General features: G+C 54.9%; 21 protein-coding genes and 1 pseudogene. 15 read left to right on the forward strand and 7 right to left on the reverse strand.

What is annotated here, in order from left to right:
- Positions 1-142: 142 nt before the first annotated feature.
- Together AABB92_RS21085 and AABB92_RS21090 are read right to left on the reverse strand one after the other, a co-directional pair.
- Positions 143-3247, reverse strand: a complete 3105-nt coding sequence (locus AABB92_RS21085; RefSeq protein ID WP_046289422.1) for an efflux RND transporter permease subunit — start codon at positions 3245-3247, stop codon at positions 143-145.
- A gap of 574 nt (positions 3248-3821) precedes the next feature.
- Positions 3822-4646 (reverse strand): SGNH/GDSL hydrolase family protein, encoded by an 825-nt coding sequence (locus AABB92_RS21090; protein ID WP_046289423.1) that lies wholly within the window; start codon positions 4644-4646, stop codon positions 3822-3824.
- A gap of 539 nt (positions 4647-5185) precedes the next feature.
- On the opposite strand from AABB92_RS21090, the gene AABB92_RS21095 reads away from it, so the two are divergent.
- The 4 genes from AABB92_RS21095 to AABB92_RS21110 all read left to right on the forward strand — a co-directional run bounded on the left by AABB92_RS21095 (position 5186) and on the right by AABB92_RS21110 (position 11920).
- The gene (locus AABB92_RS21095; protein WP_031378084.1) at positions 5186-6304 is read left to right on the forward strand and encodes an acyltransferase family protein; all 1119 of its coding nucleotides are present in this window, start codon (positions 5186-5188) and stop codon (positions 6302-6304) included.
- Positions 6305-6564: 260 nt separating this feature from the next.
- Positions 6565-8892, forward strand: coding sequence for an FdhF/YdeP family oxidoreductase (locus AABB92_RS21100; protein WP_046289424.1), 2328 nt, complete (start codon positions 6565-6567; stop codon positions 8890-8892).
- A 437-nt stretch (positions 8893-9329) separates the two neighbouring features.
- Positions 9330-10553, forward strand: coding sequence for a cupin domain-containing protein (locus AABB92_RS21105; RefSeq protein WP_031378222.1), 1224 nt, complete (start codon positions 9330-9332; stop codon positions 10551-10553).
- A gap of 251 nt (positions 10554-10804) precedes the next feature.
- Positions 10805-11920: a metallophosphoesterase gene (locus AABB92_RS21110; RefSeq protein ID WP_046289425.1), complete on the forward strand. Its 1116-nt coding sequence runs from the start codon at positions 10805-10807 to the stop codon at positions 11918-11920.
- Between the two features lie 55 nt (positions 11921-11975).
- On the opposite strand, the gene AABB92_RS21115 is transcribed toward AABB92_RS21110, so the two are convergent.
- Positions 11976-12431, reverse strand: a complete 456-nt coding sequence (locus tag AABB92_RS21115) for a winged helix-turn-helix transcriptional regulator (protein ID WP_031378196.1) — start codon at positions 12429-12431, stop codon at positions 11976-11978.
- A 131-nt stretch (positions 12432-12562) separates the two neighbouring features.
- Here AABB92_RS21115 and AABB92_RS21120 point away from each other — a divergent pair, with 131 nt between their 5' ends.
- From AABB92_RS21120 to AABB92_RS21130, 3 genes are read left to right on the forward strand one after another with little or no spacing between them, the layout of a single operon-like run.
- Positions 12563-13825, forward strand: coding sequence for an MFS transporter (locus tag AABB92_RS21120; RefSeq protein ID WP_052720642.1), 1263 nt, complete (start codon positions 12563-12565; stop codon positions 13823-13825).
- On the forward strand, positions 13822-14709 hold the full coding sequence (locus AABB92_RS21125; RefSeq protein WP_046289426.1) for an EamA family transporter: 888 nt from the start codon (positions 13822-13824) through the stop codon (positions 14707-14709). The genes AABB92_RS21120 and AABB92_RS21125 overlap by 4 nt, the downstream gene beginning before the upstream one ends.
- A 36-nt stretch (positions 14710-14745) precedes the next feature.
- Positions 14746-15549: an MBL fold metallo-hydrolase gene (locus AABB92_RS21130; protein ID WP_031378197.1), complete on the forward strand. Its 804-nt coding sequence runs from the start codon at positions 14746-14748 to the stop codon at positions 15547-15549.
- Between the two features lie 151 nt (positions 15550-15700).
- Here the strand turns inward: AABB92_RS21130 and AABB92_RS21135 are convergent.
- Positions 15701-15970, reverse strand: a pseudogene (locus AABB92_RS21135) (methyl-accepting chemotaxis protein); the annotation flags it as partial.
- Positions 15971-16620: 650 nt separating this feature from the next.
- On the opposite strand from AABB92_RS21135, the gene AABB92_RS21140 reads away from it, so the two are divergent.
- Positions 16621-16941, forward strand: a complete 321-nt coding sequence (locus AABB92_RS21140) for a hypothetical protein (protein ID WP_046289427.1) — start codon at positions 16621-16623, stop codon at positions 16939-16941.
- Positions 16942-16973: 32 nt separating this feature from the next.
- On the opposite strand, the gene AABB92_RS21145 is transcribed toward AABB92_RS21140, so the two are convergent.
- Positions 16974-17258 (reverse strand): hypothetical protein, encoded by a 285-nt coding sequence (locus AABB92_RS21145; protein WP_046289428.1) that lies wholly within the window; start codon positions 17256-17258, stop codon positions 16974-16976.
- 1166 nt (positions 17259-18424) lie between these two features.
- On the opposite strand from AABB92_RS21145, the gene AABB92_RS21150 reads away from it, so the two are divergent.
- The 3 genes from AABB92_RS21150 to AABB92_RS21160 all read left to right on the forward strand — a co-directional run bounded on the left by AABB92_RS21150 (position 18425) and on the right by AABB92_RS21160 (position 20980).
- On the forward strand, positions 18425-19645 hold the full coding sequence (locus AABB92_RS21150) for a diguanylate phosphodiesterase (RefSeq protein ID WP_031378201.1): 1221 nt from the start codon (positions 18425-18427) through the stop codon (positions 19643-19645).
- A gap of 147 nt (positions 19646-19792) precedes the next feature.
- Complete coding sequence (locus tag AABB92_RS21155; RefSeq protein ID WP_031378202.1) at positions 19793-20002, forward strand: CsbD family protein; 210 nt, start codon at positions 19793-19795, stop codon at positions 20000-20002.
- Positions 20003-20209: 207 nt separating this feature from the next.
- Positions 20210-20980 (forward strand): MerR family transcriptional regulator, encoded by a 771-nt coding sequence (locus AABB92_RS21160; protein WP_031378203.1) that lies wholly within the window; start codon positions 20210-20212, stop codon positions 20978-20980.
- Between the two features lie 112 nt (positions 20981-21092).
- On the opposite strand, the gene AABB92_RS21165 is transcribed toward AABB92_RS21160, so the two are convergent.
- Together AABB92_RS21165 and AABB92_RS21170 are read right to left on the reverse strand one after the other, a co-directional pair.
- On the reverse strand, positions 21093-21587 hold the full coding sequence (locus tag AABB92_RS21165; protein WP_031378204.1) for an Hsp20 family protein: 495 nt from the start codon (positions 21585-21587) through the stop codon (positions 21093-21095).
- Positions 21588-21755: 168 nt separating this feature from the next.
- Positions 21756-21995, reverse strand: coding sequence for a hypothetical protein (locus AABB92_RS21170; protein ID WP_031378205.1), 240 nt, complete (start codon positions 21993-21995; stop codon positions 21756-21758).
- Between the two features lie 378 nt (positions 21996-22373).
- Between AABB92_RS21170 and AABB92_RS21175 the strand changes: the two genes are divergently transcribed.
- The 4 genes from AABB92_RS21175 to AABB92_RS21190 all read left to right on the forward strand — a co-directional run bounded on the left by AABB92_RS21175 (position 22374) and on the right by AABB92_RS21190 (position 26843).
- Positions 22374-22598 (forward strand): DUF3606 domain-containing protein, encoded by a 225-nt coding sequence (locus AABB92_RS21175; RefSeq protein WP_031378206.1) that lies wholly within the window; start codon positions 22374-22376, stop codon positions 22596-22598.
- 522 nt (positions 22599-23120) lie between these two features.
- On the forward strand, positions 23121-24905 hold the full coding sequence (locus tag AABB92_RS21180; RefSeq protein WP_046289429.1) for a GGDEF domain-containing phosphodiesterase: 1785 nt from the start codon (positions 23121-23123) through the stop codon (positions 24903-24905).
- Between the two features lie 231 nt (positions 24906-25136).
- Positions 25137-25346 carry a DUF1471 domain-containing protein gene (locus AABB92_RS21185; RefSeq protein ID WP_031377925.1) on the forward strand — a complete coding sequence of 70 codons (210 nt, stop codon included), beginning with the start codon at positions 25137-25139 and terminating at the stop codon, positions 25344-25346.
- A gap of 303 nt (positions 25347-25649) precedes the next feature.
- On the forward strand, positions 25650-26843 hold the full coding sequence (locus AABB92_RS21190; RefSeq protein WP_031377926.1) for a diguanylate phosphodiesterase: 1194 nt from the start codon (positions 25650-25652) through the stop codon (positions 26841-26843).
- Positions 26844-26883 lie beyond the last annotated feature (40 nt).

Genomic DNA, 26883 nt, shown 5'->3' on the forward strand with positions numbered 1-26883 from the left:
ATGGCATCTCATCTTAAGCGGCGGACAGCCCGTTCCCCGATTTTATTGCGAAAACCCGCCGTGCCGTGCCGGTAAACCGGTTCATCACGCCTGTGGGTAAAAATCAGCACGTCTGTGGGCGAGCCGGCAGACGTGCCTGTGGTTATTTCGCCGCGCGATGTCGGGTGAGGTAGTGCTTCACCAGCACGAAGAACAGCGGCACAAAGAATAACGCCAGCACCGTGCCAGCCAGCGTTCCGCCGATGATGCCGGTACCGATGGCGATACGGCTGTTGGCACCCGCGCCCGTCGCCACCGCCAGCGGGATCACCCCGGCGATAAACGCCAGTGAGGTCATCATGATCGGCCGTAAACGGGTCCGCGCCGCCTGCAGTGCCGCCGCGCTCAGCGAGCTGCCCTGACGCACCGCCTCCTCGGCGAACTCAATAATCAGGATGGCGTTTTTAGAGGTCAGGCCGACGGTGGTAAGCAGCGCGACCTGGAAATAGATGTCGTTGCTTAATCCGCGCAACGCAACCGCTACTACCGTCCCCAGCACGCCGAGCGGTACCGCCAGCAGCACCGAAAACGGCACTGACCAGCTCTCATACAGCGCCGCCAGACAGAGGAACACCACCAGAATAGAGATCGCATACAGCGTGGTGGACTGCCCGCCTGCCTGCTTCTCCTGCAGTGACAGTCCACTCCACGCGCCGGTCGTCCCGGCCGGAAGCTGATCGGCCAGCCGTTCAATGGTGTTCATCGCATCGCCGGAACTGTAGCCTTCCGCATTCTGCCCCTGGATTTCATAGGAAGCAGAACCGTTATAGCGATTAAGGCTTTCCGGCCCCATTGTCCAGCGGGTTGAGGCGAAGGCAGAGAACGGCGTCATGCTGCCTTCACTGTTGCGAATAAACCATTTATCCAGATCGGACGGTGCCGAGCGATACTGGCCATCGCCCTGCACGTACACCCGTTTGACGCGGCCGCGATCGATAAAGTCATTGATATAGGCCCCGCCCCAGGCGCTGGTCAGGGTATCGGTAACGTCATCCAGCTGCAGCCCGAGCGCGACCGCCTTATTAGTATCAATATCAACCTGCAACTGCGGCGTCTGCGGCAGGATATTGGCCCGCACGCCGATCAGTTCCGGGCTTTGCGCCGCGTTTTGCAGCAGCCTATCGCGCAGTTTGCCCAGCTCATCGCGGGTGGTGCCGCCACTGGCCAGCAGTTCATAGGTAAAGCCATTATTCTGTCCGAGGCCCGGCACCGACGGCGGCGTCAGGGCAAATATCTGGGCATCACGAATAGCGGAAAGCGCATACGTCGCGCGGCTGGCAATCGCCTCTGCCGAGTTTTCCTTGCCGGGACGCCGATCCCAGTTTTTCAGCTTGATAAACGCCATGCCGGCATTCTGCGCTGCCCCGCTGAAGTTAAAGCCGTTGATGGTAAACACCACGTCGATGTTCTCTTTCTCTTCAGTAAGAAACCAGTCGACGATCTGCTTATTGACCGCTTCCGTCCGGCTGGCAGTGGCGCCCGCTGGCAGCGTCGCCTGCAGCATAATGCTGCCCTGATCCTCGGTTGGCAGAAAGCTGCCTGGTAAGCGGGTAAACATCACAAACAGTACCACGCCCATCGCGGCATACAGCGACACCATAATCAGCGGACGACGCAGAGTGCTGACAACCTTGTGACGATACTGGCGCTCGGTGGCGGCGTAGAAGCGATTAAATCCGCCAAAGAATCCTTTGCGATGCGGCGTGCCGGGGCGGAGCAACATGCCGCACAGCGCCGGCGTCAGGGTCAGCGCTACCAGCACTGAGAAGGTCATCGCCGCGATGATGGTGACTGAGAATTGCCGATAGATCACCCCGGTCGAGCCAGCGAAAAAGGCCATCGGCAGAAACACCGCCGACAACACCAGCGCGATAGCAATCAGCGCACCGGAAATCTCTTTCATCGATTTTTCCGTGGCCTCGCGGGCCGGCAAGCCTTCGTCATGCATGATGCGTTCGACGTTTTCGACCACCACAATCGCGTCATCCACCAGCAGCCCGATCGCCAGCACCATGGCAAACAGGGTCAGGGTGTTGATGGTATAACCGCAAAGTGCCAGCACGCCAAAGGTCCCGAGCAGCACCACCGGCACCGCCAGCGCCGGGATCAGCGTGGCGCGGATGTTTTGCAGGAACAGGTACATCACCACCACCACCAGCGCTATCGCTTCGATCAGGGTGATCACCACATCCTCCACCGAGATTTTGATGAAGTCGGTGCTGTCCAGCGCATACGCCACCTCGTAACCTTGCGGCATCGAGTGGCGATACTCTTCCACTTTGTTTTTCACCAGAGTGGCGGTATCCAGCGCGTTGGCGCCCGGGGCAAGCATCACCCCGATACCGGCCGCCGGATGACCATTAAGCCGGGTGGTCATGTCATAAGATTCACCACCCAGCTCGACCCGCGCCACATCACCGACCCGCACAATGGCGCCGCGGGTATCGCTTTTAACGATGATGTTGCGGAACTGTTCCGGCGTCTGCAGCCGCGACTGCGCCCTGACCGTGGCGGTGAGCTGCTGATTCTGCGGCGAGGGCAGCCCGCCAATTTTACCGGCGGAGACCTGAATGTTCTGCGAACGAATCGCTGCCGTCACGTCGGAAGGCTGCAGTGCGTAGGCGTTGAGTTTGAACGGATCGAGCCAGATACGCATCGCGTATTGCCCGCCGAATACCTGGATATCCCCGACGCCTTCGATCCTTGCCAGCGGCTCCTGCATGTTACTCACCAGCCAGTCACCGATGTCGGTGCTGTTACTTTTGCCGGTGGTGTCATACAGCCCCATCACCAGCAAAAAGTTGGACTGGGACTTGGTGACGGTAACGCCGAGCTGCTGCACCTCGCTCGGCAGACGGGTCAGCGCCTGCTGCACCTTGTTCTGCACCTGCACCTGGGCCGTGTCGGGATCGGTTCCCTGACTGAACGTCACCGTAACCGTCACATTGCCCTGCGAACTGCTGCTGGAGGTGAAGTAGAGCAGATGATCCAGCCCGGTCAGCTGCTGCTCAATCACCTGGGTGACGCTGTTTTCCAGTGTCTCAGCGGAGGCGCCGGTATAGGTGGCACTGATATTCACTGACGGCGGTGCCACATCTGGATATTGCTCAACCGGCAACAAGGTGATGGAGAGCGCGCCAAGCAGCATGATTAAAATGGCAACGACCCATGCGAAGACGGGGCGATAAATAAAAAAACGAGAAAACATCAGCGGGGTCTCTTCCTTTTAGGGCGGGCGCAAAGCCTGCATTCCTGCAGGTTGTGTAACAGCGGTGCAGCGCTGATTATAGTTTGTAACCTTCCCGCTAAACATCCTGACGCTATCATTTGTTAATCCAGCGCAAATCCAGCCGTTTCCGGCAGGCTGTTGCAGCGTGACGCGATCGTCCGCCGCCACGGTAAAACCGTTTCAGTCTGAAACCCTGTGGAACGGATTAAGCAAAATAGCGAGGCCTGGCTATCCTGAAAATAAAGGAAATTAAACAGGAGAGAATGATGAAATTTTTCTACTTCGTTTCGCTTATTGCTTCAGCGCTCTATTTATTGGCATTCCTGCCTAAACTCAGAACCAAACGCGAGCCTATTGCCTATTGGGGATGTTGGGCTTACCTCGGTGCTAACGCCATATTCTGGGCGATTTACGGTATCCGGCACTACATCTGATGCAGCGGTCTAAGCAAAGCGGCAAATAGGCTAATCAGCTTAGCTAGCTGACTGATCGCGCTGGAAAAGCAAGCCGGATTTTTTCAATTATCCGGCGCATTGCCGCTTTACACTGCTGCCTATCCCGCCTGCTTGCCGGTCCGGCTGAGTGAGCCCGCCTGGGAACGTGGCGGGACAGCGGCTGGCGAGGCATTTACTGCGGCCTTAATCTGCTGATCATAATGACTCTCTAACACTCTGAAGGTCTCCTGCGCTTTAATCTGATAGAGCGCGTCGGAGGGATGAATACAATCCGGCGACATCAGCGTTTGCCAGTTTTTAATTTGCTGAATGCGTTGATACTGAGGGACCAGCGGCACATTTTCGTCCCGTGCCAGGCGGTCGATTTGCGCAACATAAGGCGCAACGTTCCATTTTTCCGCCCGGCCGCACAATGGATGAGGCTCCTGAACAATCACCGCTTTCCCGTACTGCTGCGCCACGCGGATCAGCTCAGACATGATCGCCCGATATTGCAGCGGACTGACGATATAGTCAGATTCAGTATCTTTGAAGTGATAGTGGCGGGCGTCATTGGTGGCGAAGTTGAGCAGGATAAGATCTGCCGGCGAGGCGGCCATCTCTTCACGCCAGGTTTTGTTATTGCGGTAAAAATTGCGCCCGTTCAGCAGATCCTTCGACTGCGCCGACAGCGCACCTTTATTGATAATCTCTACCTCAGTGCCATATCTGGCCTTCAGCATCTGGTTTAACTGTGCAATTTCATTATTGGGTGTGAGGGTCGCCCGCAATTTACCGTCTTTTCTGACTGCCATCGCGCCTTTGGTGCTGGAACCGCCATAGGCTTCAATAATAAATTTATCCTCCTGCTGACTGGCAAGCGCAACGCCCGCAGATAAACAGAACGCGATGAAAACAAGCAGATGACAAAAAATATTCTTCATTGAGCATAACTCTGGCAGGGCGAATTGAAAAAGATTATCAGCCAGAGTTCACCCGCTGCAAAATTATTTTGCCGTGTCGCCGCTGCGTTATGCGGGTTAAATCGGTATTGCGCAGAAAAAATCGCCAATAAGCGAAACCCGTGGCGCTTATTGATTATCTCTTCCGATGTCCGTCCGCGAAAAAAAAGCCGATTCGGCGACGAATAAACATCAGTAAAACGCTTACTCACTGCACATTTTTTAACCCTATGTTAAGCGAGGCTTTACCCGGTTCGCGGTTTAACCCGCATCCGGTTGCCCGTCCCGCAAGGGCTGCGCCAGAATGGGCGATTAAAAGCAGCAGCAGTGCGTGCTATTCTGATAAAAAAGTGACGCTAAAAAACGGCCAGGCCGGTTTATCATAATTTAACGATCAACAAAAAGGGCATACTGGCGGAATTCTGAAAAGTGTGGCGCAATATGTTAATTAACCTTCAGAGTGATATTCTGCCGCTGTCACTTCATACACTATCGCTTCGTCATTTATTAAGGTAATAAAAATGACTACACCCGCTTTTTTATCGAGCCGGAATATCGGCCTCGATTTTCTGCGTGCTATCCTTATTCTGGAAGGTGTTTTATATCATGCCGCCCGCAGCCTGCCTGGTGGCAATAGCTGGTATTACGTCGCGGATAAAAACCCGTCGCTGATTTTTAGTTCACTGATTGAATTCATCCATACTTTCCGGATGGAGGCGTTTTTCTTTCTCTCCGGCATGTTCTCCGCCATGGTTTTTTTACGCAAAGGCCAGTCCTTTTTCTTTGAGAACCGTCGCAAACGCGTGCTGGTGCCGCTGCTTGCTGCCTTTGCTTTCATTCCCGGCATCATGTACTGGCTGAGCGCGACGATAAAAGGGGTCGATACTTCGGCCAGTGGACTGCTGGCAGCCTACATGCAGCTGCACCATCTGTGGTTCCTGGTCTCGCTGTCGGCCATCTCCTTTTTTGTGCCCGCCCGCCTGTACCAGACGCTGGCGACATTTGCCCGCCGCCTGCCCTTTCCGCTGTGGCTGGCAGCCCTGATAATCGCCGCCAATAGTCTGTTTGTGGTGAAGTTCGCAGTTAAAGATCTGGGCGAGCTGATCACCTTAATTCCAGTGACCGCACGTTTCTGCGTTTATTACGCAGCCGGCTATGCGCTTTATCTTAATCGTGATGCGATTCCGCAATTAGCGAAACATCCACTGCTGAATACCGCCTTTGTCACGCTGCTGGCGATAATCTGTTATAGCGCTTTCTTCCTGACGATGAAATTTAATCTGCAGGGGGTAGCGAAATATATTCCGGTACTGCTCAGCAGCGTCTTTTCGGTGATCTTCTCTTATTGGGTGATCTTCTTTTTTGAAAAGCTGCGGATGAAAGAGAGCCGCATCGTGAACACGGTGGTTGATTCCGCGCTGGTGGTTTATATTCTTCACTACCCTATCGCGATTGGCTTTGCCTGGCTGCTGGACGATTACCTGCCGGATAATTATCCGGTCAGCTATGTGCTGATAGTTACGGCAATTGCTTCAGGATTGAGTGCATTGTGCTATATGCTCATCAAGCGTAATAGTTTCCTGTCGACACTTTTTGGCCTGAAAGCGAAGCCGGCGAAAGCGCTGGTTTCGGTAAGCTGAAATCGTGCTGTTGCTGCGAGCCGATAATAGCGTAGCGATAACCGCGTAAATACGTTTCGCTCCCTCGCTGCGTTTATTTCTCTGCTGGCGCAATTCTGCGCCAGCTTTATTGATCCGCAAACAACACCTCTGCAATCGACATCGTGATACCAGAAACATTTTGAGAAAAAATTTCAGTAAATAATGCGCTGAATCCACCCTGGGTTGGTTATTTGTGTACCAGACTTACAAAAATAACAATACAGACCATGTGGAGCATTATGAAAGAGCAAAATCGCACAACCGGGATTGCCCCTTATGGTGGCGCTGCAGGCGGCTGGGGCGCACTGAAAGCGGTTGCCGATGCCATTCGCGGTCAGATGTCAGTCAAACAGGATGTGATTGCCCTGTTCAAAGTGAACCAGCCACAGGGCTTTGACTGCCCGGGATGCGCCTGGCCCGACCCTCAGCATGCCTCTTCGTTTGAATTTTGTGAAAACGGCGCGAAAGCGGTGTCGTGGGAAGCGACCAGCAAACGCACCACGCCGGCGTTCTTTGCCGCGCATACGGTCACTGAATTATGGCAGCGCAGCGCATTGCACCTTGAAGGCGAAGGGCGACTGACGCACCCGATGAAGTATGATGCGGCCACCGACACCTACCAGCCAATCGAGTGGGAGACTGCGTTTAAAGAGATCGGCGAACATCTGCGCAGTTATGACGATCCCGACAGCGTAGAGTTTTACACCTCGGGCCGCGCCTCCAACGAAGCGGCTTTTCTGTGGCAGCTATTCGCCCGCGAATATGGCACCAATAATTTTCCCGACTGTTCCAACATGTGCCACGAACCGACCAGCGTCGGGTTGCCGGAATCGATCGGCGTCGGCAAAGGCACGGTAGAGCTGGAAGATTTTGACCATTGCGATCTGGTGTTATGCATCGGTCATAACCCTGGCACTAACCATCCCCGCATGCTGGGTACCTTACGTGAAGTCTCTAAACGCGGCGCGACCATCGTTGCGATCAACCCGCTGCGGGAACGTGGCCTCGAGCGCTTTACCTCGCCCCAGAGTCCGATTGAAATGCTCTCCCTCAGCTCGACCGAGCTGGCATCGACCTATTACAAAGTGCGGGTCGGCGGCGATGCAGCGATGCTGAAAGGCGTCATGAAGATCCTGCTGTCGATGCATCAGGAGGCGCTGAGTAAAGGCGAGCCCGGCGTCATCGATGAAGCCTTTATTAATGAACATACCGAAGGGTTCGAGGCGCTGAAGGCCGATCTGGAGAGCACCGACTGGCAGCACATCCTGAAGGTGTCGGGCATGGCACGTGAAGAGATCCAGCACATCGCCCGACTCTATGCCAGCGCTGAGCGGACCATCATCTGTTATGGCATGGGCATTACCCAGCATCAGTATGGCACCCAGAATGTGCAGCAGATTGCCAACCTGCTGCTGCTACGCGGCAACATCGGTAAACCCGGTGCCGGCATCTGTCCGCTGCGGGGCCACTCTAATGTGCAGGGCGACCGCACCGTGGGTATCACCGAGATCCCGCCGCAGTCGCTGCTCGACCGTCTGGAACGCGTTTTTGGCTTCCGTCCGCCGCAGAAACACGGCCACGGCGCTATTCAGGCGATACAGGCGATGCGTGATGGCAAAGCCAAAGCGCTGCTCTGTCTGGGCGGTAACCTGGCGGAGGCCATTTCCGATCCTCAGGTGACCTTCCCGGCGATGCGTAAGCTGGATCTGGTGGTACATATGGCCACCAAGCTCAACCGCTCGCACCTGCTGCTGGGCAAACATAACTACCTGCTGCCGGTTCTTGGCCGCACCGAAACCGATGTGCAGGCTACCGGCGCGCAAAGCGTAACGGTGGAAGATTCTATGTCGATGGTGCATGCCTCGCGCGGCTCGCTGGAGCCGGCTTCACCGCACCTGAAATCTGAACCGGCGCTGGTGGCCGCGCTGGCTCAGGCCACGCTGCCGGACAGCGTGGTTGACTGGCGCGCCATGGCGGCCGATTACAACCGCATCCGTGATGCGATTGAAGCCGTCTTCCCGGCGTTTGAAAACTTCAATGAGCGGGTGAAAAAACCGGGCGGCTTCCGGCTCTATAATGCCGCTTCTGAGCGCGTGTGGAATACGCCATCCGGTCGGGCGCAATTCAAGGTGATGCAGGGGATTAATGAAGATCCGCGTTCGCTGAAGTGCCATGATCTGGTGCTGACTACGCTACGCAGCCACGACCAGTACAACACCACGTTATACGGCCTCAACGACCGCTATCGTGGCGTCACCGGTCGCCGCGACGTGCTGTTTATCAATGCCGAAGAGGCGGAGAAACGTCAGCTGCGCGTCGGCGATCGGGTCGATTTAATGGCGCTCGATCCGGACGGTAATCCGACCTCACGCCAGATGAAAAACCTGACGATTGTAATCATCGACATGGCTCCCGGTTCGGTCGGCGCTTACTATCCCGAGGCTAACGTGATGGTGCCGCTCGACAGCCATGATACGCAGAGCGGTATTCCTGCCTATAAAAGTATCCCGGTAACCATGACCAGGGTAACCGACGAGACGACAACCACCTCAGGCATACTGCGTTAACGCTGTGGATTGAGGCCGCGCCGTCACTGCAAAGGTTGCCTGAGACTCAGGCAACCTTTTTTATGAGCATAATTTCACCGTCTCCCTGCCGGGGGTACAACACGATCAGCAGGCTAAGATATAAGTTTCACTAACCTTATGCGTAACATTTTATTTCATCTGCAACGCTTGCTGCTTCTTCAACCGATGTTAAACGTACGCCTGACATTTAGACATTCCGTGCCTTTTTCCCGCTGGCTGGCCGGCTGAAATTATACCCTGAATCAACATGTACCATTCTTCCGACGCTCCGGAAATGTATCAACCGGGCTTACTGGTTTGCTCCGCCGCCGATCGCGTTACAAGTTTGTTAAACGCCGTCTTTCTTCTCTGTTTATAACGGATAGGCAGCACCTATTACCGTCTCTACTCTATTCACAGCGGAAGGAAGATTGCCGATGACAACGTTAAGCAGACGACGCTTTATGGCCTTTGCCGCCGGTGGCACCGTGGCGCTGGCCGCGGGTCAGGTTCATGCCCATGATAATCAGGTCGCAGCCTACCCGGCCGGTGCTAAACCCGGCGGGCGCGATCCCGGCCCGCATGACCCGATGCGCGAAGCAGAAAATCCCGACCTGGTTGATCCGCCCGCAACCGACAGCGGCACCTTACCTAACCTGCGTTACAGCTTCAGCGATGCGCACGTGCGTAAAGGCAGCGGCGGCTGGACGCGGCAGGTGACACAACGCGAGTTAGGTATCTCCACCACCATTGCCGGGGTCGATATGCGCCTCAACGCTGGCGGCATCCGCGAACTCCACTGGCACAAACAAGCGGAATGGGCCTACATGACCTACGGAACGGCGCGGGTGACCGCCTTCGATACTCACGGCGGCTGGTTTGTCGATGATATCGGCGTCGGCGATTTGTGGTACTTCCCGCCCGGCGTGCCGCACTCCATTCAGGGGCTGGGACCGGATGGCTGTGAATTTTTGCTGGCCTTTGACGATGGCGGATTTGATGAGGACAGCACCTTTCTGCTCTCAGACTGGTTTAAACACATTCCGCCAGAGATCCTCGCCAAAAACTTTCAGCTCCCGGTTTCTGTCTTCTCTCAGCTGCCGTCGCCCTCAGACGAATATATTTTCGCCGCTACGCCACCTGACCGCGCCGCCTCCGACAGCGTTCAGGGCGGCACCCGATCCACCCTGCGTTTTACCCACCGGATGCTGGCTCAGGATCCGTTAAAGGCACCTGGCGGAACGGTGCGGATTACTGACAGCTCTAACTTCCCGATAGCCCGGCAGGTGGCCGCGGCGCTGGTCGAAATCGAACCCGGCGGGCTGCGCGAGCTGCACTGGCATCCCAATAACGACGAATGGCAATACTATCTGGAAGGCGAGGGCCGGATGGGCGTATTCGCCTCGTCAGGCCAGGCCCGCACCTTTGATTATCGCGCTGGTGATGTCGGCTACGTGCCGTTTGCCATGGGTCATTACATCGAAAATACCGGCAAGGGTCCGTTACGCTTCCTTGAGCTGTTTAAGAGCGACTATTACGCCGATATCTCGCTCAATCAGTGGCTGGCCAGTACGCCACCGGAACTGGTTAAGCAGCATCTGCATCTGGACGATAGCTTTATGGCAGCCCTGTCGCAGAGTAAACGCCCGGTCGTCGGCTAAACGCAATGGCCGGCTTTCCGGCCATTATCAACGGCGTCTTGTGGTAACCCGTACCAGCGTCTCCTTTAACCCTTCTGCCCGCCTGCCGCTGCCCGCGGTTATCTCTGCATAAAGCATTCGTCGTGAAGCCACCGCAGCGCCAGAGTCGTATACACTACACAGCGGCGCATTCCGTGAAAGTTCGCGGTTTATAACGCACATTCTGGTCTTATTTCTTGTGCTGACCTTCAGCGCTCAAAGGGAAGATTGCTATGTTTCACCTGATTTTCAGCTTACCCAGCTGGTACGTTATTGCGCGCGTCATTGTTCCCTTATCCCTGCCGCTGGTCGTCAAAATTCTGTTGTCCATGCTGGTGCTGCTGGCTTCCCAGTATCTGCTGATCAGCCGTTTCACCTCGGGCGGCATTTTCTCGGCTGAGATGCCGCGGATCGTTATTATTCTGTTTAACTGGGCTTACAGCACCGTTCTGTTGCTGGCGCTGACCCAGATGCTGATTGACGCGGTGACGCTGGTGGCCCTGCTGCTGCGCCATCCGCTGGAACTGGTGCCCGGCGTACGCTATCTGGCGGTGCTGTTCGCCATGGGACTGGCCACCGTCGGCGTTTACCAGGCGATACGGGTGCCGCCGGTCAAAGACCTGACGCTGGTGATCCCTGACCTGCCGGCAGAATTTGATGGCTATCAGCTGTTACAGCTGACAGATTTACATATCACGCGGCTGTTTAATGCGGCGTGGAGTGAGGCCACGGTGGCGAAGGCGATGACGCTGGGGGTTGACCTAATCGTGGTGACCGGGGATGTGATTGATGGCAGCCTTGAGCATCGGCGCGCCGACGTCGCTCCGCTGCGCGGCCTGCAGGCGCCTGATGGGGTATGGGCGATCACCGGTAATCATGAGTATTTCTTTCATCAGGCGATCTGGACTGAACATCTGGCTTCACTGGGACTTCAGCCACTGCTCAACAGTCATACGGTGATCGAGCGCGGCACGGCGAAGCTGGTGGTGGCCGGTTTGCCCGACGCATCCGCACCGGCCAGGCAGGCACAGGGGCCCGATCTGGCCAAAGCGCTGGAGCATGCGCCCGCCAATGCGCCGGTGATCCTGCTGGATCACCAGCCCCGTAATGCCCGCCATAACGCCGCGATGGGCGTTGATCTGCAGCTGTCGGGCCATACTCACGGCGGTCTGATCGTCGGACTGGACCGGCTGTTTGCGAAACCCAACGGCGGCTTTGTTTCCGGTCTCTATCAGGTGGACGGAATGCAGCTCTATGTCAATAACGGCACCGCGCTCTGGCCGGGCATGGCGGTTCGGCTGGGCCGCCCGTCAGAGCTGACCCGCATTACGCTCAGACGGCAACCCTGATTCACCCGGTCGGGCCTGCTGCGGGACACAGCCGCAGCAGGCCCGGCAAGAGTGATTAGCCGCCCTTCACCACCCGCACACGGTGGCAATCCTCCGGCCCCAGCGGCTCTCCGCTGGCGGATACCACGGCCAGCGGCTGTAACGGCTGTTGGTCACGGTTATCCCTCAGTACCGAATGGGTCTCGCCTGGGGTGAACATATTCTGCTCACCCCACTGACGCATCGCCACGATAATCGGGAACAGCGCGCGTCCGCGTGCTGTCAGCACGTATTCGCTGTAGGCGCTGCCGTCAGAAGCGGGACGCAGATCAAACACGCCCAGCTCCACCAGCAATTTCAGACGTGCGGCCAGGATATTTTTCGCCAGCCCGAGGTTTTTCTGAAACTCGCTGAAGCGGCGGACGTTGTCGAACGCCTCGCGAACGATCAGCAAACACCAGCGCTCACCCACGGCTTCCAGAGTGCGGGCTACCGGGCATTCACTGTTTAACAATGCGGTTTGCTTCGCCATCTTCTCTCCTGCTCTGTTCTGCTTACGTCTGAGTATACCTTAGCGCGGTAATCTGGTTGCTAAAAAAAACCAAAACCGTTAATAATGGCCAACCTGGTTTTAATTTGAAACCAAATCCGCAGGAGGTAAAAATGGCTCAGCCCGACAGCACACCCCGTTCGCTGGTATCAGATGGTGACCGTCTGGCCTCATCAACCCGCAGCAAACCGGTGCCGCTGAAACTGGTGATGCTGCTGGGCGTAACCTGCGCGCTGGCGGTGGGCAACGTCTATTTTGCGCAACCGCTGCTGACCGCCATGGCGCAGACCTTTGCCGTCTCCGCCGGTTCGACAGGCGTGGTGGTAACCGCCACCCAGGTCGGCTATGGGCTGGGGCTGCTGTTTGTCGTGCCGCTGGGCGACCTTTTTAATGGCAGGCTGCTGATTGTCTGCCAGCTGCTGATGCTGGCACTGGCCGTACTGCTGGTCAGCCTTGCCCCGGACTTTTATGCTTTGCTGATCGCCATGAGCCTGGTCGGCCTGATGGCGGTGGTGGTTCAGGTGGTAGTGGCTTACGCCGCCTCACTCTCTTCTGCGGCGCAACGCGGTCAGGTGGTCGGTATGGTTACCGGTGGAGTGGTGCTGGGAATACTTTTAGCCCGACTGACCGCTGGCGCAATCGCCGATCTCGCTGGCTGGCGGGCGGTTTATCTCTCTTCTGCCGCGCTGCTGGTACTGCTGGCCGCGATCCTCTGGCGGACCGCGCCCGGCCAGAGCGTGCCGATGAAAAGGCCCGCCTGGCGAATGCTGATGCGTGCCTTCTTCCGGCTATTTTTGGATGAGCCGCTATTACGGGTGCGCGGAATCCTCGCCATGCTGATTTTTGCGGCTTTCAGCGTGTTCTGGACCGCCATGGTGCTGCCGTTAAGCCAGCTTCACTTTAGCCATACCGAAACCGGATTGTTTGGCCTGGCGGGTATCGCAGGGGCGCTGGCCGCCATCCGGGCCGGACGCTGGGCGGATCAGGGATATGGCCAACGTACCACCGGCATCGGCCTGCTGCTGCTGACGCTCTCATGGCTGCCGCTTGCGTGGCTACATCACTCAATCTGGCTGTTTATCGCCGGGGTGATCCTGCTCGATTTTGCGGTGCAGGCGGTACACGTCAGCAGTCAGAGCCTGCTGCTTCATGGCCGGCCCGACGCAAATCACCGGCTGATCGCTGCCTATATGTGTTTCTACTCTGTCGGTAGCGCCCTCGGGGCCAGCGCCGCCACCCGGGTCTATGCCGGCTGGCAGTGGCCGGGAGTCTGTCTGCTCGGCTGCGCCATCAGCCTGGCGGCACTGGTGTTCTGGTGGGCGACTTTACGTCCCTCTTCTGCTGACGCTCACTCTCCTGCAGGATCGATAAAATGAAAATGCACCATCTGCTGCTGGCGGTAGTGATCACCGCAATCTGGGGAATTAACTTTTCAGTGATTAAACTGGGGCTGAAGGAAGTTGATCCCTTTGTCCTTGCTGGCATTCGCTTTCTGTTGTGCGCCCTGCCCGCGCTGTTTTTTATCGCTAAACCCGCGGTGAAATGGCGCTGGCTGATCGGCTATGGGCTGGTATTCGGCGTCGGCTTATGGGGCATGGTCAATCTGGGCATCCGGCTCGGATTGTCTGCCGGCGTCGCCTCGCTGGTGCTGCAATTCAGCGCGCTGTTTACCCTGTTACTGGGAAGCTGGGCGTTTCGCGAACCGCTGTCGCGCTTTCAGTCGGCAGGTATCGCCATTGCGCTCACCGGTTTGTCGTGCATCATTTTTCTGACCGATGGCTCTGTTTCAGTGCTCGGGCTGGGTTGCGTGTTGTTCGGCGCTATCGCCTGGAGCGTGGCCAATATCCTGTATAAGAAAGCGAACAGTCATCAGGTATTCGCTTTTTTAATCTGGTCGAGCCTGTTCGCCCCGATCCCGTTATTCATTCTGTCTTATGCTGTTAATGGGCTGAGTGGCTTTCACGGTTTACTGACTCACGCCCATGGGACAACGCTGCTGTCGATCCTTTTCCAGGTCTATCCCAACACCCTGTTCGGCTATTGGGTCTGGAACGCCTTACTGAAACGCTATCCGGTTTCGACCGTCGCGCCGCTTTCGTTGCTGGTGCCGGTGTTTGGCTTACTGGGATCGTTCTGGATTTTCGACGAGCAACTGTCAGCGCTGAAACTGGCTGCACTGCTAATTATTGTCAGCGGTCTGACGATAGGCCTGTATGGCGCGCGACTGATGCAGGCGTGGCGTGGCCGATTCGCATCATAATTCACCCATTCCCAGCCGGGAGAGAAGGAGTTCAGCATGATCAGGCTATGTACCGCCTGTGGCACCGCGTATCAGCCACCGCACAGCCCGACAGATCGCTGTAAAATCTGCGACGACCCGCGTCAGTACGTGCCTGCAGGCGGACAGAGCTGGATCGATTTCGATCAGCTGACCGCGCGCCACGCCAATAAATGGACGGCGCACGGCGATGCGCTGCTAAGTATCAAAACTGTGCCGAAATTTGCTATCGATCAACGGGCGTTTCTGCTGCGCACGCCGCACGGAAACGTATTGTGGGACTGCATTGCCAATCTTGACCAGGCGACCCTGGCGCTGGTGAACGCGCTGGGTGGCCTGCACGCCATCGCCATTTCTCATCCGCACTACTACACCACGATGCAGGAGTGGGCCGCCGCATTTAACGCACCGATATATCTGCACGATCGCGATCGCGAATGGATTGTGCGTGACAGCCCGCATCTCAAACTGTGGCAGGGCGACTCATTGCCGCTGCTGCCTTCACTGACGCTGTTGCGGCTGGGCGGCCATTTTCCCGGCGGCTGCGTGCTGCATTGGGCCGAAGGTGACGGCGTGATCCTGGCGGGCGATATTCTGCAGGTCACGCCCGGGGCGCATGGCGTTTCATTTATGTGGAGTTACCCGAATATGTTGCCGCTCCCGGCTGCCGCGGTGCAGCGTATAATGCAACGGCTGTCGGGCGTGACGTTCGGGCAGGTTTACGGCGCATTCGAAGGTCAGGATATTCGCCAGCAGGCGAAAGAGAAGGTGATGCGATCGGGTCAAATCTATCTGGACTGTCTGCAGGACCGCGACAAGTAACCGCAGAACCGGGATAAACAGCGGGCAGTTCATTCGCCGAGGAAGCAGACTGTTCAAGCAGTACCGCATTTTGCTGCGTTGCCTAATCCATCTGGTTAACCGCAATGTTGATTTGCGCAGTGCCACTGCTTTGCTCTTCTGACGTCGCAAAGATATCAAGCATCAGCTGATCGATTCGCTGCTCCGCCGCCGGCTGTTTTGCGCTATCCATCATGCTTTGATGACGATACAACGCAATGCCGAGCTGATTGGTGGCACTGATCGATTTGTTTAAATCACGGATGCCGGGAATCGCGTTCACCTGCACATATTCAAAACGAGACTGGAAGCCCGATATCACTAATAAAGAAATAATCACCTGCACGATCAGGGACATTGCAAGCAGTGAAAACAGCGATACCAGTCGCTGTGTAATAGTCATAGGTGCTCTCTGTGTAATAGATTAAAAAAGAGCAAGGTGATTAGCTGAATCGATCTTATCGGCGCTGTTTAACCTGACTTTAATTAATCCCCGGCACTATATATTTTAATTATTACTTGCAAGCTGCGCATTCTGAACGATGCAACGGAGATGATTTAACCGTTATTTATACCGGATGGGATACATTATTTTACATCTGCGATTATTGGTTTTTTTCTCAGCGCCACAATTAATCTGCCGGGCGTGAGAATCTGTGCAGCAGTAACTTTCTGGCCCCTGATGATTAGCCCGCTTATTGTGCAATTTTAATTTGGGTTAGCGGTGTGCGGAATTTCTCACAGCGAAACAATATTGTCTGCCAGTGCAGTCAGCAGCCCTGCATTTGAGGGTGATTTTCAGCTTACGCGCCACAAGGCATAAAAAACTCACGGAGGATGGCGGCTGATTTACATCAGAATATCTGATCAAAAGATGGGGGATTCTTTTAGTCACTCTGAACAACAGGCCGGTAATCAGGGCTGATTCTGTCAGGGCCAAATTAAACCGGTGATCGGGCTGGCATTAACAGAATAGTGGTCTATGCTCACTGGCCCGACCAGGCTCAGGCCAGGTCCACAGCAAAAGCGTTTAAAATAAAAAAAGGAGTCATTATGGATTTAGCCACTTTTGAAGCAAGAACCGGTCTTTGGCCACATATGCAATTTACCGATGTGGAATATGAAGTGTGCGGCGATCGTGTCGAGATTTATGCCATTGATGTCAGCCGTCAGACCAAGAGTAAGCTGTTCATCTGCCGCGTACTGAATGAACAGCAGGCAGAATCGCTGACCGCCCAGTTTAAAGAGTGGTTACCTAAACTGCGGCTTAAAAAACGCAAAGTGGCGGTGAACCTTGCACGCCTCAATTGTGAAAAGAGTTATCCCGCCAGCCTGAATCGTCCGGCCGCTCACTCAGCCAGTCGCCAGCTCTGATCGCGGCGGCGGCCGTCTCTTCAGCCTGATCGCTAGCGGTCAGGCTGGTCAGACACCTGAATCGCTGTTGCTGCAAAGCCTGGCGTTAGCGCTGTTTCCGGCAGCTCGAACAGCCGATAGTCACCTGACTCAATCGAGATGTCACGAAACAACGTAATGTGGATCTCTATCCACTGATTAGCGGCCCGCAGAGTATGCGGCCGGTTACGCCGTTCCAGTTCAGCGACAAAATCACGGGTACTTACCGTCCACCTGCCATTGCCGCCGCGGCGCATGACCTGATGGAACGCGCTATGAATCTCATCTGACTGTGGCATTCTTCTTTTCTCACAGAGACTGTATAGATAAACAGTATTACCGATCGCCCATCTGAACAAGCGGCTTCTCTTTTTCGCTGCTTTATTGCTGGTTCTGAAAGGTATTTTCCTGCCTCTGTAACGCTCCAGCGTCTGTCGGGACGTCAGCCCCTGCCTGACGCGCCAGATCGGGAAAAAGGGGGTGCGCCTGCCCCGAGCGATTAATTTTATAATCCTTTAATTTTATTGATTTTTAATTAATTCGCCGCTGAGCACATTCCGCCCGCTGTTCTCCGCTTGCCTTTCTGCTGCGGTGACTTTAAGCCAAATCTTAGAAAACGTTTTCATATAAGCGTAACGCATTGATAAGCAACAACATCACCCACCCTTCGCTTTTTAATCATTTGATATCTAATTAAAAAACTGAGTAAACGTAACGGCAAAGCTGGCGGTTTTGCCCTATCTTTAAATGGCTCTGTAACGAAATCCGCTTCATTTACAGAGTGATCTAACTCCTACCCTTGCCCCCTTTTACCGGGGGCTCTTTTTTGCTCGCCGGTTATTTCCGCTGGCTCAGATGTTATTCCACAATACAGGCCTTATCTCCCGCTTCGCTATCCGCTGAAACGTGCTGAATCGTCGCCTGATTGCGGGGATTAGCACGTGCAGAATCAAGTCAAATGCGCATTTAACGATCGATATAGTTAGGAACGGTTATTTATTTGTAACGTTATAATTCAACAATCTGAGTTATTGCCGAAATCACGGATGATATTACGTTGAAAGTAATGCAATTTTTCCTTAATACTGTTTCGGCAGTTTTTTGGCGTCTAAAAATTAGTCAGTAATGGCGTGGAAACTGTCGATAAAAAAGCGTAATAATCCCGTTAACACCCTATTAACCGGCGCCTCACCAGGGAAGCCGTCAACCAATAAAAAATGTTCTGCCCGTTTTCTTGCCCCTGCCTGTCTGGCAGGGGCTTTTATTTTTCACGGTGTTCCCGCCGCCTCCCGCTGACGCTCTGCCAACAAAACTACCGTTGCCTGTGTGGATAGTGAACCTCTGCCCCGATACTGACGCAAACCATGCGCCCAGCAGAGGCATGAATACCCCGCTGTTGTACCGCTAACCGCTAACGACGCTGTGCTATGGTTGCAAAGCCAACACCAGCCATGTGAGTCCGCCTATGCTTTCCACCATCATTTACCGCAGCCAGCTGACGTCCTGCGTCTCGTCTGAGAGATTGCAGGCGCTGGTCGATCATGCCGGTTCGAAAAATGCGGCCATTCAGGTGACCGGGATCCTGTTATTTGATGGTCAGCATTTTTTTCAGGTGCTGGAAGGCAACATGGAGGCGGTTCTCACTGTCTACCAGCGCATCAGTCAGGACGATCGGCATTTCAACCTGATTGAATTAATGCGGGATTACGCGCCAGCCCGCCGCTTTGGCCACGCCGGTATGGAGCTGTTTGATCTGCGCGACTACCAGGACAGCACCGTGGTTGATGCGCTGCTTAGTCGTGTCACGCTGAATGCCGAGCGGGTGAAAGGCGATCGGGTGGTAAAATTTTTACGTTCGTTTGTTGAAGGGCGCGATAAAGAGACGTTTATTGCGATTGACCCGGCAGATGCCTGGCAATTGATCACTCCGCCATCAGCGGAGGTACCGTTAACTTATCGCCCTGCCCCCGGCCAGCCATGTGAGTTTGCGTTACAGCCGATTGTCGATGTCGCCAGTCGCCGGATTGTCTCCTGTGAAGCGCTGATCCGCGGCCCGCAGGGTGCGTCGCCAGCAGACTACTTTGCCACGCTGCCTGAAGAGATGATCTACCAGGCCGATCTCGATTCAAAAAACTATGCGTTCCAGCTGGCTCGCCACGTGGGCATGCAGCATCAGACCCTGTCGGTCAACCTGCTGCCGATGTCGCTGGTGGTGATTGAGCATGCAGTTGATCGACTAATCCGGCAGATCACCCGACAGGGTTTACGTCCTGAGCAGGTGGTGGTCGAGGTGACTGAAGATGAAGTTATTTCGCGCTTTGATGAGTTTCAGTTTGCCGTTCAGCAGCTGAAAGCCGCCGGGATCAGCCTGGCGCTGGATGATTTTGGCGCGGGCTTTGCCGGCCTGTCGCTGTTAGCGGATTTTCAGCCGGATAAGGTCAAAATCGATCGCAAGCTGATTATGGATATTCACCGCAGTGGTCCCCGTCAGGCCATCGTGCTGGCGATCCTTAAATGCTGCAACGCGCTGGAAATCACCGTCATTGCAGAAGGCGTAGAGAAGATTGAAGAGTGGCTGTGGCTGGAAAGCGCCGGCGTTCGCTATTATCAGGGCTTCCTGTTTGCCCGGCCAGCGCTTAATGCCATTCCGCCGGTAAGCTGGCCTGAGCGGCGTCTTCCGGGATAATCGACTCTTTTTCCGAACTTTGACCTGGCTCACACCGCTTCGCTGCAAACAGCAAAGGCTGTGCCAGGCTTAATCCACCCGCAGGCATAACGCCTGACCGGTAATGATTTAGTCCCCTGGATAACAGCCTTAAAGTGGAGGTTCACCATGAACGAAGATCGCATTGGCGGTAACTGGAAGCAGTTCAAAGGTAAAGTTAAGGAAAAATGGGGCGATCTGACGGATGACGATATGACCGTTGTTGAAGGGAAGCGCGATCAGCTGGTCGGTAAAATTCAGGAACGCTACGGTTACGAGAAAGATCGGGCCGAAAAAGAAGTGAAAGAGTGGGAAGATTCGAACAAATACCGCTGGTAATAGCTGTTCTCGCCGGGCCACGTCGCGCCCGGCACGTCATCTTCCCCCACCTGCTGCACGCTTTTTTCTTCATTCTGCCTTTATCCGATAGTCGCTTAATCTGTCTGCAATTCTTATGGAAATGATTGTTTCTTTATTCGGTTACGGCGCGCATACTGCCGGCGTCATCCCTTTCAGCGGGATCTGAATCCCCTCCGGAAATTTATCATGCCCCAACACTCTACCGACACGGTCTGCGGCCTCGTCGGTGTTCTGCCTGAGACGCTGCGCCGCTGGCGACGTGCCGGACTCATGACGCCTCCTGGCCCGGCCGGTTATTCCGACAGCCAGCTAACGCGTGCGCTGTGTGTGCGCGACATGACCTCGGATGGGCATACGCTTTTTGATATTCACGCCTCGCTTCGCTGGCCTGCACTTAAGCTGCAGGGAGGCTGGGCCTGTCGGGAAGAAGAGTTGTTGCAGCTATTACGGCATGACGCCGATGACGACATCACACGTGAATTACTCACGATGGGCGCGAACTACAGTGGCGATGATTATGTGAATCGCTATCTGCGACCGCTAAACCTCTGGCTACGTAGCGACGCCAGTGAAGGGGCAGCAGCACGTCAGCAACGCTTCCATTCTGCGATTGTCACCCAGTGGCAACATCTGGCGCTGGCTGCCCAGCGGCGTAGCACCGTGCCGCTGTTTCTTGAGGCGGTGAGCGTCACCGATGAAACTGAGATCTGGATGGAAGCCATTCGACTGAATGGACAGGGATTTCGGGTTGAGGTGGCTGCAATTGCGTCTGGCGAACCCGCCGTGGCGCATCACCGGTTTGAGCACCACCTGATGTGGTGCAGTGATGGGATCACTCCGCTGATGAACGCGGCGTATCAATCGATGCTGGAGGCAGGCAAACCGGTGATGCTGACCGGAACCGACACCCGGCTCAAAGCAGAAGCAGAAACAACCCTGCTGACTGCCAGCGCCTGATCCTCGCCCGCTGCGGCAGCGTCGTCGGATAAACCTCCGGCCGGATTTGACGATCAAAAAAGGCGGAAGGCCTCCTGAGCCGCCTTCCGCCATACTGTTTAGCTCCCACCGCTTATTCCTGATGTTCCAGCGTCCGGGGTGCCCCGCCAACCTCAATCGGAATACGGCGAGGTTTCTCGCTTTCCGGAATTTCCTGCAGTAATCCTACGTTCAGCAGGCCATCTGCCAGGCTGGCGCCGGTCACTTTCATGTGTTCAGGGATCGAGAAGCTCAGCCGGAAATCGTGACGCGCGATGCCCCGGTAGATCCAGCCGCTTTTCTCATCTTTCGCCTCCTCAGCCCCGTCGGATGCCGTGGTTTCTTTCTTACCGGCGACCGAAAGGCGTCCGCCGCTCAGTTCGATTTCAAGCTCGTGCTCTTTCCAGCCGGGCACGCTCACCGTCAGTGCGTAGCGGGCATCGTCAAGCCGCTGCAGATCGTAAGCCGGTACAGACGCGACCTGACGGTCGCCGGTAAGCTGGCTGAACAGTTTATCAATGCGGCTGAAGCGATCTGATAACGCGGAATCGGCCAGCGATGGGAAGACAGAGATCTGATGTAAAGACATGGTGACAACCTCCTGAATAATGTTCATCCAAAAGCTCATCTGACCGGTTATCAATCGCCGGTCACTGGTATAAATAATGCCTTTCTCTGCGCTTTCAAGTCCCGTAAATAAATTTTTTATCCTAATAAAAGCAATCGTTTATTAAATAATATCGCCCGTGATGAAGCGCTATTTCTTTGAATGGGGAGCGAGGCAAAAGTGCGGATGTCGGCCGGCCAGCAGCAGCAGCAGTTCATATTCGCCCTGACTTAACAGCGTCGGGTTTACTGCGGCTTCTTTGGTTTGCCAGACGCGCAGGCTGAGGTCGAAGCGCTCAGCGGCGCTCTGCTGAGAGAGTCCCGCAGCAAGACGAAGTTCACGGACATTATTCTGAACCACTACAGGCTGCTGGGAAGGACGATTAACCAAAAAAAACTCCTTTGAAATGAGTGACCCGCGCAAAAAATTCAACGCCGCTTTTTATCGAAAGCGAAGCGTTACGGACGCGGCCCGGATGTTTTGACATGAGAATAATTGACCATTTTAATTAAATGTCAAATGTCAGGCTTATCTTTTATGTGCAGTCAGTGAATAAGCGAAGCGGCTTAATCTGCCAGTAAATCGTCATTTTTCAGTTTTTTAGAATGTGTTATTTCCAACACCAGGAATTTTCCTGATATTTTCGCGTGCGTTAAATCAGGGATTATTCCGCTACTCTGCCTTCCCATCATTCATCAGGATGGTCGGTTTAACCTGAGGATAATTTTTCAGGACCGATAACCAAAAAAAGCAGAGGAGAATAAAGCGATGAAAAACCCTATTCAGCGGCGCGTACCTGAAGATCTGTCGCGGGTGGAGATACGAGAGCAATGGCAAATCACTTACTGGACTCAGGAACTGAAAACTACCCAGGAGCGGCTGACACGCGCCATCCGGGAGACGGGTCCGCAGGCTGACCACGTGCGTGACTGGCTGGAGAAAAATCCACCGCCGCGACAGCCACAGCAGCCAAAAACGACTGGCAAGCGTTAAACGGATGGCCGCCGGAGCGTCAACGTCAGCGTCGCTCTTTCTGCGGTTTACGGCCCCGCAGTGAGGACGGCTGAGAGGGATAATTGAGGTCAGTCTGGCTGCCCTGCTGGGGTTTTATCTGTTAATTTAGGATGTTACCCGCCCTGGTCCGTCAGGGCGCTGACGGTTTATTCGCTGAGTTTACTTTTTAACCATTAATATAATCCCAAATTAATTGTCTGCAGAATGAATGATAATTGATTATCAGTCGGCTAATAATCGTTAAGCCCCTTTACAGAGTATTGCGCCCTGACTGTGAAAATAAAAACGGCTGTCGATAAAATTACCGAATCGTAAACAGGCATGAAATGCGTTAAAGAAAATAGTAAGAGACACCCGCCGTCGAGTCACTTATCATCACTGTGAAAACAATAAATATGCGTTATTTCCTTTCGCCCGAACCGCACCTGGTTCCGGTCAGTTACCGTACAATTTCTCTTTTTATTTCGTGCCGTCACCAGACAGTACGAAGGACACACACAGATGCTAAAAAATTTAAACGGCGACGATGAACGCCGTACCCGTGCTTTGCAGGCGCTCAGCCGGCCTGACGAAAGCCGCGACGATGTCCTCAGGAAATTTGTCAGGTTAGCCAGCCAGGCGCTGAGTATTCCGGGCAGTTTTATTTCCGTGCTGGATGATGAATATCAGACGGTACGTGCAGCACACAATTTTGCCCTTGAGCGTTCATCACGCCAGGACTCCTTATGCCGTCACGTGGTCGACAGTGATAGCGCCGTTATCGTTCCTGATACTTATCTTGATGCACGCTTTGTTACTCATCCGTTAATTACCGGCGCTCCCTTTATTCGTTTTTATGCTGGCGTGCCGTTAAAAAACCGCGAAGGTATTATTCTGGGGACCTTATGCGTCACCGATACCCATCCCCACCCTTTTGGTGCCGATCAGGTCACTACGCTGAAATTACTTTCAACGCTGGTCATGTCGTTTCTGGAGGCGTGGCATTCCGCTGGCTTTGCCGATCCGGTCACCGGCCTGCCAAACCGTCAGCGGCTGATCCGCGATCTGCAATATCTGGCCGTGGCGGGCGATACCACGCCGCGCCGTCTGGTGCTGATTGATTGCATCGATATGTCACGCGCTTACGAACTGGCTCGCACCATGGGTATGGGGCCGGTTGAAAATCTGCTCAAAGATATGGCGACCCTGCTGCCGCTGCGCCTGCGCCCGGCGGTCGGTGAAATGATCTATACGGTTGCCACCGGCCGGTTCGCTATCCTGACCCGGGCGGACAGCCGCCTGAGTGCGGCGTGGGTCGCCGGGCGTCTGGAAGGGATCAGTGCCGATATGGACGAAGGATTATCGGTGGCGCTCACTACGCATACCGGCGAAGCCGACTTTACTGCGGGCAGCGTGCCGGCGCCGGAAGTGCTCCGTCGCGCCGTCAGTGCGCTCAACGAAGCTGTGGGCCGGGGAGTGCCATCGCAACGCTTTGACGCCACCACCGAAATGCAGCGCACCGAAGATTTCGTTCTGATGACCGATCTCAAAATAGCGCTGCGTGACAATATCGGGCTCTATCTGGTCTATCAGCCAAAAATTTGTCTGCACAGCGGTAAGCCGGTCGGGCTGGAAGCGCTGGTCCGCTGGCATCACCCCACGCGCGGCGAACTCTCCCCGGCGAGTTTTCTCCCGCTGGCGGAGCAAACCGACCTGCTGTCGACGCTGACGGCCTGGGTGATCGATCAGGCGGTAGATCGTCTGCGGCGACTGCGGAATAACTGTATCCAGCTGCCTTTAACCGTCAATGTCAGCGTGCGCGACTTCTCACGCGAGGGCTTTGCCGCTGCGCTTGAAAATAAAATGCTGAAGGCAAAATTGCCGACGTCGCTGCTGGGTATCGAGTGTCTCGAAACCGAACGCATTATTGAAAGTCCCACGGCGTTACGCGGGCTGGAAATGCTCAAACAACGTGGTTTTGGCATTTCACTCGATGATTTCGGATCGGGCTACAGCAATATCAGTTATCTGCGACGGTTGCCGCTTGATGTGATTAAGCTGGATCGTTCACTGATCAGTGAGCTCTCTTCAGATACCGCTTCCCGTATCATCGCCCGTAGCATTATCGCCATGCTGAAAGAGCTGGACTATGTGGTGCTGGCAGAAGGCGTCGAGTGCCCGGATGCTGTGACCTCGCTGACTGAATATGGCTGCGATCAGGCACAGGGCTACTTCTACTCGAAACCGTTAACCGAAGAAGCCCTCAATCACTGGCTGCACTGGAAGCTACGCGGCGAATGCCGTTGAGGCTGGCACGGCACAGGTCCGGCCGGGAATAGCCAAAGCGTTGTCTGTAACAGACAGCGCTTTTTTTTGTCGGCGATCAGGCGGGGGAAATCAGGCGCCACGATAGTCATTCAAAATAATTGACCTTTAACAGCAAAATAAGACTATTTTTCTTTACCGTCATTGCGCCTACTATTCATTCCATCGAGGCAGAACGCCTCTTCCGAATTAAAACGAACTGAGGAAATGACCATGAAAACCATCAAAACTTTCGTTGCTTTTACTGCACTCTCCCTGATCTCTTTCGCTGGTTTTGCCCAGAGCATCACGGCTACCGCCTCTACTCTGGACGCGGCTGAAGCAAAAGTCGCTGCACAGGCGAAAGATGCTGGCGCGTCATACAAAATTACCGGTGCCCGCGTCGACAACCGCGCCTATGTGTCGGCTGAGCTGATTAAATAAGCCCATCTGTTCTGTATAAAGGCTGCCTGCAAGGCGGCTTTTTTTTTGCCTGCTGCTTTTACCACGCTCAGCCTGTGCCCCCTTTTCACACTCCGTCTTAAACCTCATTACTGCCGGTTCAGACGGGCCGCATCGGGTCAGCGTTTAGCCGCTACGGTTAAAAACAGGTTAACGGCAAATTTGCCGTTTCGCTTACTGCCACCTGTGATGGTGCAGTGTGTGCGACAGTGAATAAGGTTAGATGCAACATTATTTGAACAATGTTAGCGTGTGCCCGACAATCACATTAAATCGGAGCTGCACATGCTGACCACAATAATATATCGCAGCCATATTTCGGATGACTTTCCGATCAAAACGGTGCCCGAAATGGTCGTAAATGCCAGCAAAATTAATGCGGCTCACGATGTGACCGGTATTTTACTGTTCAACGGCACCCATTTCTTTCAGCTGCTGGAAGGCCCTGAAGCGGGAATACTCGCCGTTTACCGGCGGATTTGCGCTGATAAACGCCATCACAATGTGGTGGAGTTGATGCGCGACTACGCGCCTTCACGCCGTTTTGGTAACGCCGGCATGGAACTGTTCGATCTGCGCGAGCACGATCGTTCTTCCGTACTGCAGGCGGTGCTCGATAAAGGCACGTCAAAATATCGCCTGACCTATGACGATCGGGCGCTGCAATTTCTGCGTACCTTCGTTGAGTCACGCGAGAAAGAAAACTACTACGAAGTTCTCCCGCCAGGCTACTGGGAGTTTATTTCTGAACGCAGCGATGTGCCGGATTCCAGACCCGTCACCGAAGGGGTCAGCTTTCGCCCGGTCGTCGATCCGCTGGCCCGTCAGGTCACCGCTATCGAAGCGACCACGACCCGTCCGGCAGGATCGCTGTCTGAAGATTCAGCCTGCCAGCAGCTCTATTTTGACGATCTTGAAACGGTGAAAAAGACCTTTGCCCATGCCGGCCTGGTCTGCCCGGACGGCATGACGCTTTACGTCAGCCTGCTGCCGATGACGCTGGTGGTGGTGCCGGATGCGGTGAAGCTGATTGTGGCGGCGATTGAGCAAGCGGGTCTGGTGCCCGAGCAGGTGGTTATCGGGGTCAGCGAAACTGCTGTCATCTCACAGCTTGATGCATTTTCACAAGCCGTGCGCGAGCTTAAAGCGGTGGGGATCAGCTTATCTGTCGACAACTTTGGTGACGGCTCAGCTGGCTTGTCGCTACTGACCCATATTCAGCCAGATCGTATCCGCATCGATGCCGGCATCACCCGCGATGTTCACCGCAGCGGACCAAAGCAAGCGGTGGTACAGGCGATTATTAAATGCTGCTCAGCGCTGGAAATTACGGTGATCGCAGCCGGTATTGTGCAGGCTGAAGAGTGGATGTGGCTGGAAGCGGCGGGCGTAATTAACTTTCAGGGGACGCTGTTTGCCGCTGCTGGACGTTATGATCCAGAGTCGGTGGCCTGGCCGGAATACCGCGAAGCGATGTAATCGCCGCACAGCGGGACAACACCTGAACGGGGCTCGCCGT

It is taken from the genome of Pantoea brenneri (assembly GCF_038594305.1).
Classification (GTDB): domain Bacteria; phylum Pseudomonadota; class Gammaproteobacteria; order Enterobacterales; family Enterobacteriaceae; genus Pantoea; species Pantoea brenneri.

What these genes read in the sequence shown, in the direction of transcription:
- AABB92_RS21085 (WP_046289422.1), bottom strand. Translation starts at nt 3,247, where the DNA reads ATGTTTTCTCGTTTTTTTATTTATCGCCCCGTCTTCGCATGGGTCGTT.
- AABB92_RS21090 (WP_046289423.1), bottom strand. Translation starts at nt 4,646, where the DNA reads ATGAAGAATATTTTTTGTCATCTGCTTGTTTTCATCGCGTTCTGTTTA.
- AABB92_RS21095 (WP_031378084.1), top strand. Translation starts at nt 5,186, where the DNA reads ATGACTACACCCGCTTTTTTATCGAGCCGGAATATCGGCCTCGATTTT.
- AABB92_RS21100 (WP_046289424.1), top strand. Translation starts at nt 6,565, where the DNA reads ATGAAAGAGCAAAATCGCACAACCGGGATTGCCCCTTATGGTGGCGCT.
- AABB92_RS21105 (WP_031378222.1), top strand. Translation starts at nt 9,330, where the DNA reads ATGACAACGTTAAGCAGACGACGCTTTATGGCCTTTGCCGCCGGTGGC.
- AABB92_RS21110 (WP_046289425.1), top strand. Translation starts at nt 10,805, where the DNA reads ATGTTTCACCTGATTTTCAGCTTACCCAGCTGGTACGTTATTGCGCGC.
- AABB92_RS21115 (WP_031378196.1), bottom strand. Translation starts at nt 12,431, where the DNA reads ATGGCGAAGCAAACCGCATTGTTAAACAGTGAATGCCCGGTAGCCCGC.
- AABB92_RS21120 (WP_052720642.1), top strand. Translation starts at nt 12,563, where the DNA reads ATGGCTCAGCCCGACAGCACACCCCGTTCGCTGGTATCAGATGGTGAC.
- AABB92_RS21125 (WP_046289426.1), top strand. Translation starts at nt 13,822, where the DNA reads ATGAAAATGCACCATCTGCTGCTGGCGGTAGTGATCACCGCAATCTGG.
- AABB92_RS21130 (WP_031378197.1), top strand. Translation starts at nt 14,746, where the DNA reads ATGATCAGGCTATGTACCGCCTGTGGCACCGCGTATCAGCCACCGCAC.
- AABB92_RS21140 (WP_046289427.1), top strand. Translation starts at nt 16,621, where the DNA reads ATGGATTTAGCCACTTTTGAAGCAAGAACCGGTCTTTGGCCACATATG.
- AABB92_RS21145 (WP_046289428.1), bottom strand. Translation starts at nt 17,258, where the DNA reads ATGCCACAGTCAGATGAGATTCATAGCGCGTTCCATCAGGTCATGCGC.
- AABB92_RS21150 (WP_031378201.1), top strand. Translation starts at nt 18,425, where the DNA reads ATGCTTTCCACCATCATTTACCGCAGCCAGCTGACGTCCTGCGTCTCG.
- AABB92_RS21155 (WP_031378202.1), top strand. Translation starts at nt 19,793, where the DNA reads ATGAACGAAGATCGCATTGGCGGTAACTGGAAGCAGTTCAAAGGTAAA.
- AABB92_RS21160 (WP_031378203.1), top strand. Translation starts at nt 20,210, where the DNA reads ATGCCCCAACACTCTACCGACACGGTCTGCGGCCTCGTCGGTGTTCTG.
- AABB92_RS21165 (WP_031378204.1), bottom strand. Translation starts at nt 21,587, where the DNA reads ATGTCTTTACATCAGATCTCTGTCTTCCCATCGCTGGCCGATTCCGCG.
- AABB92_RS21175 (WP_031378206.1), top strand. Translation starts at nt 22,374, where the DNA reads ATGAAAAACCCTATTCAGCGGCGCGTACCTGAAGATCTGTCGCGGGTG.
- AABB92_RS21180 (WP_046289429.1), top strand. Translation starts at nt 23,121, where the DNA reads ATGCTAAAAAATTTAAACGGCGACGATGAACGCCGTACCCGTGCTTTG.
- AABB92_RS21185 (WP_031377925.1), top strand. Translation starts at nt 25,137, where the DNA reads ATGAAAACCATCAAAACTTTCGTTGCTTTTACTGCACTCTCCCTGATC.
- AABB92_RS21190 (WP_031377926.1), top strand. Translation starts at nt 25,650, where the DNA reads ATGCTGACCACAATAATATATCGCAGCCATATTTCGGATGACTTTCCG.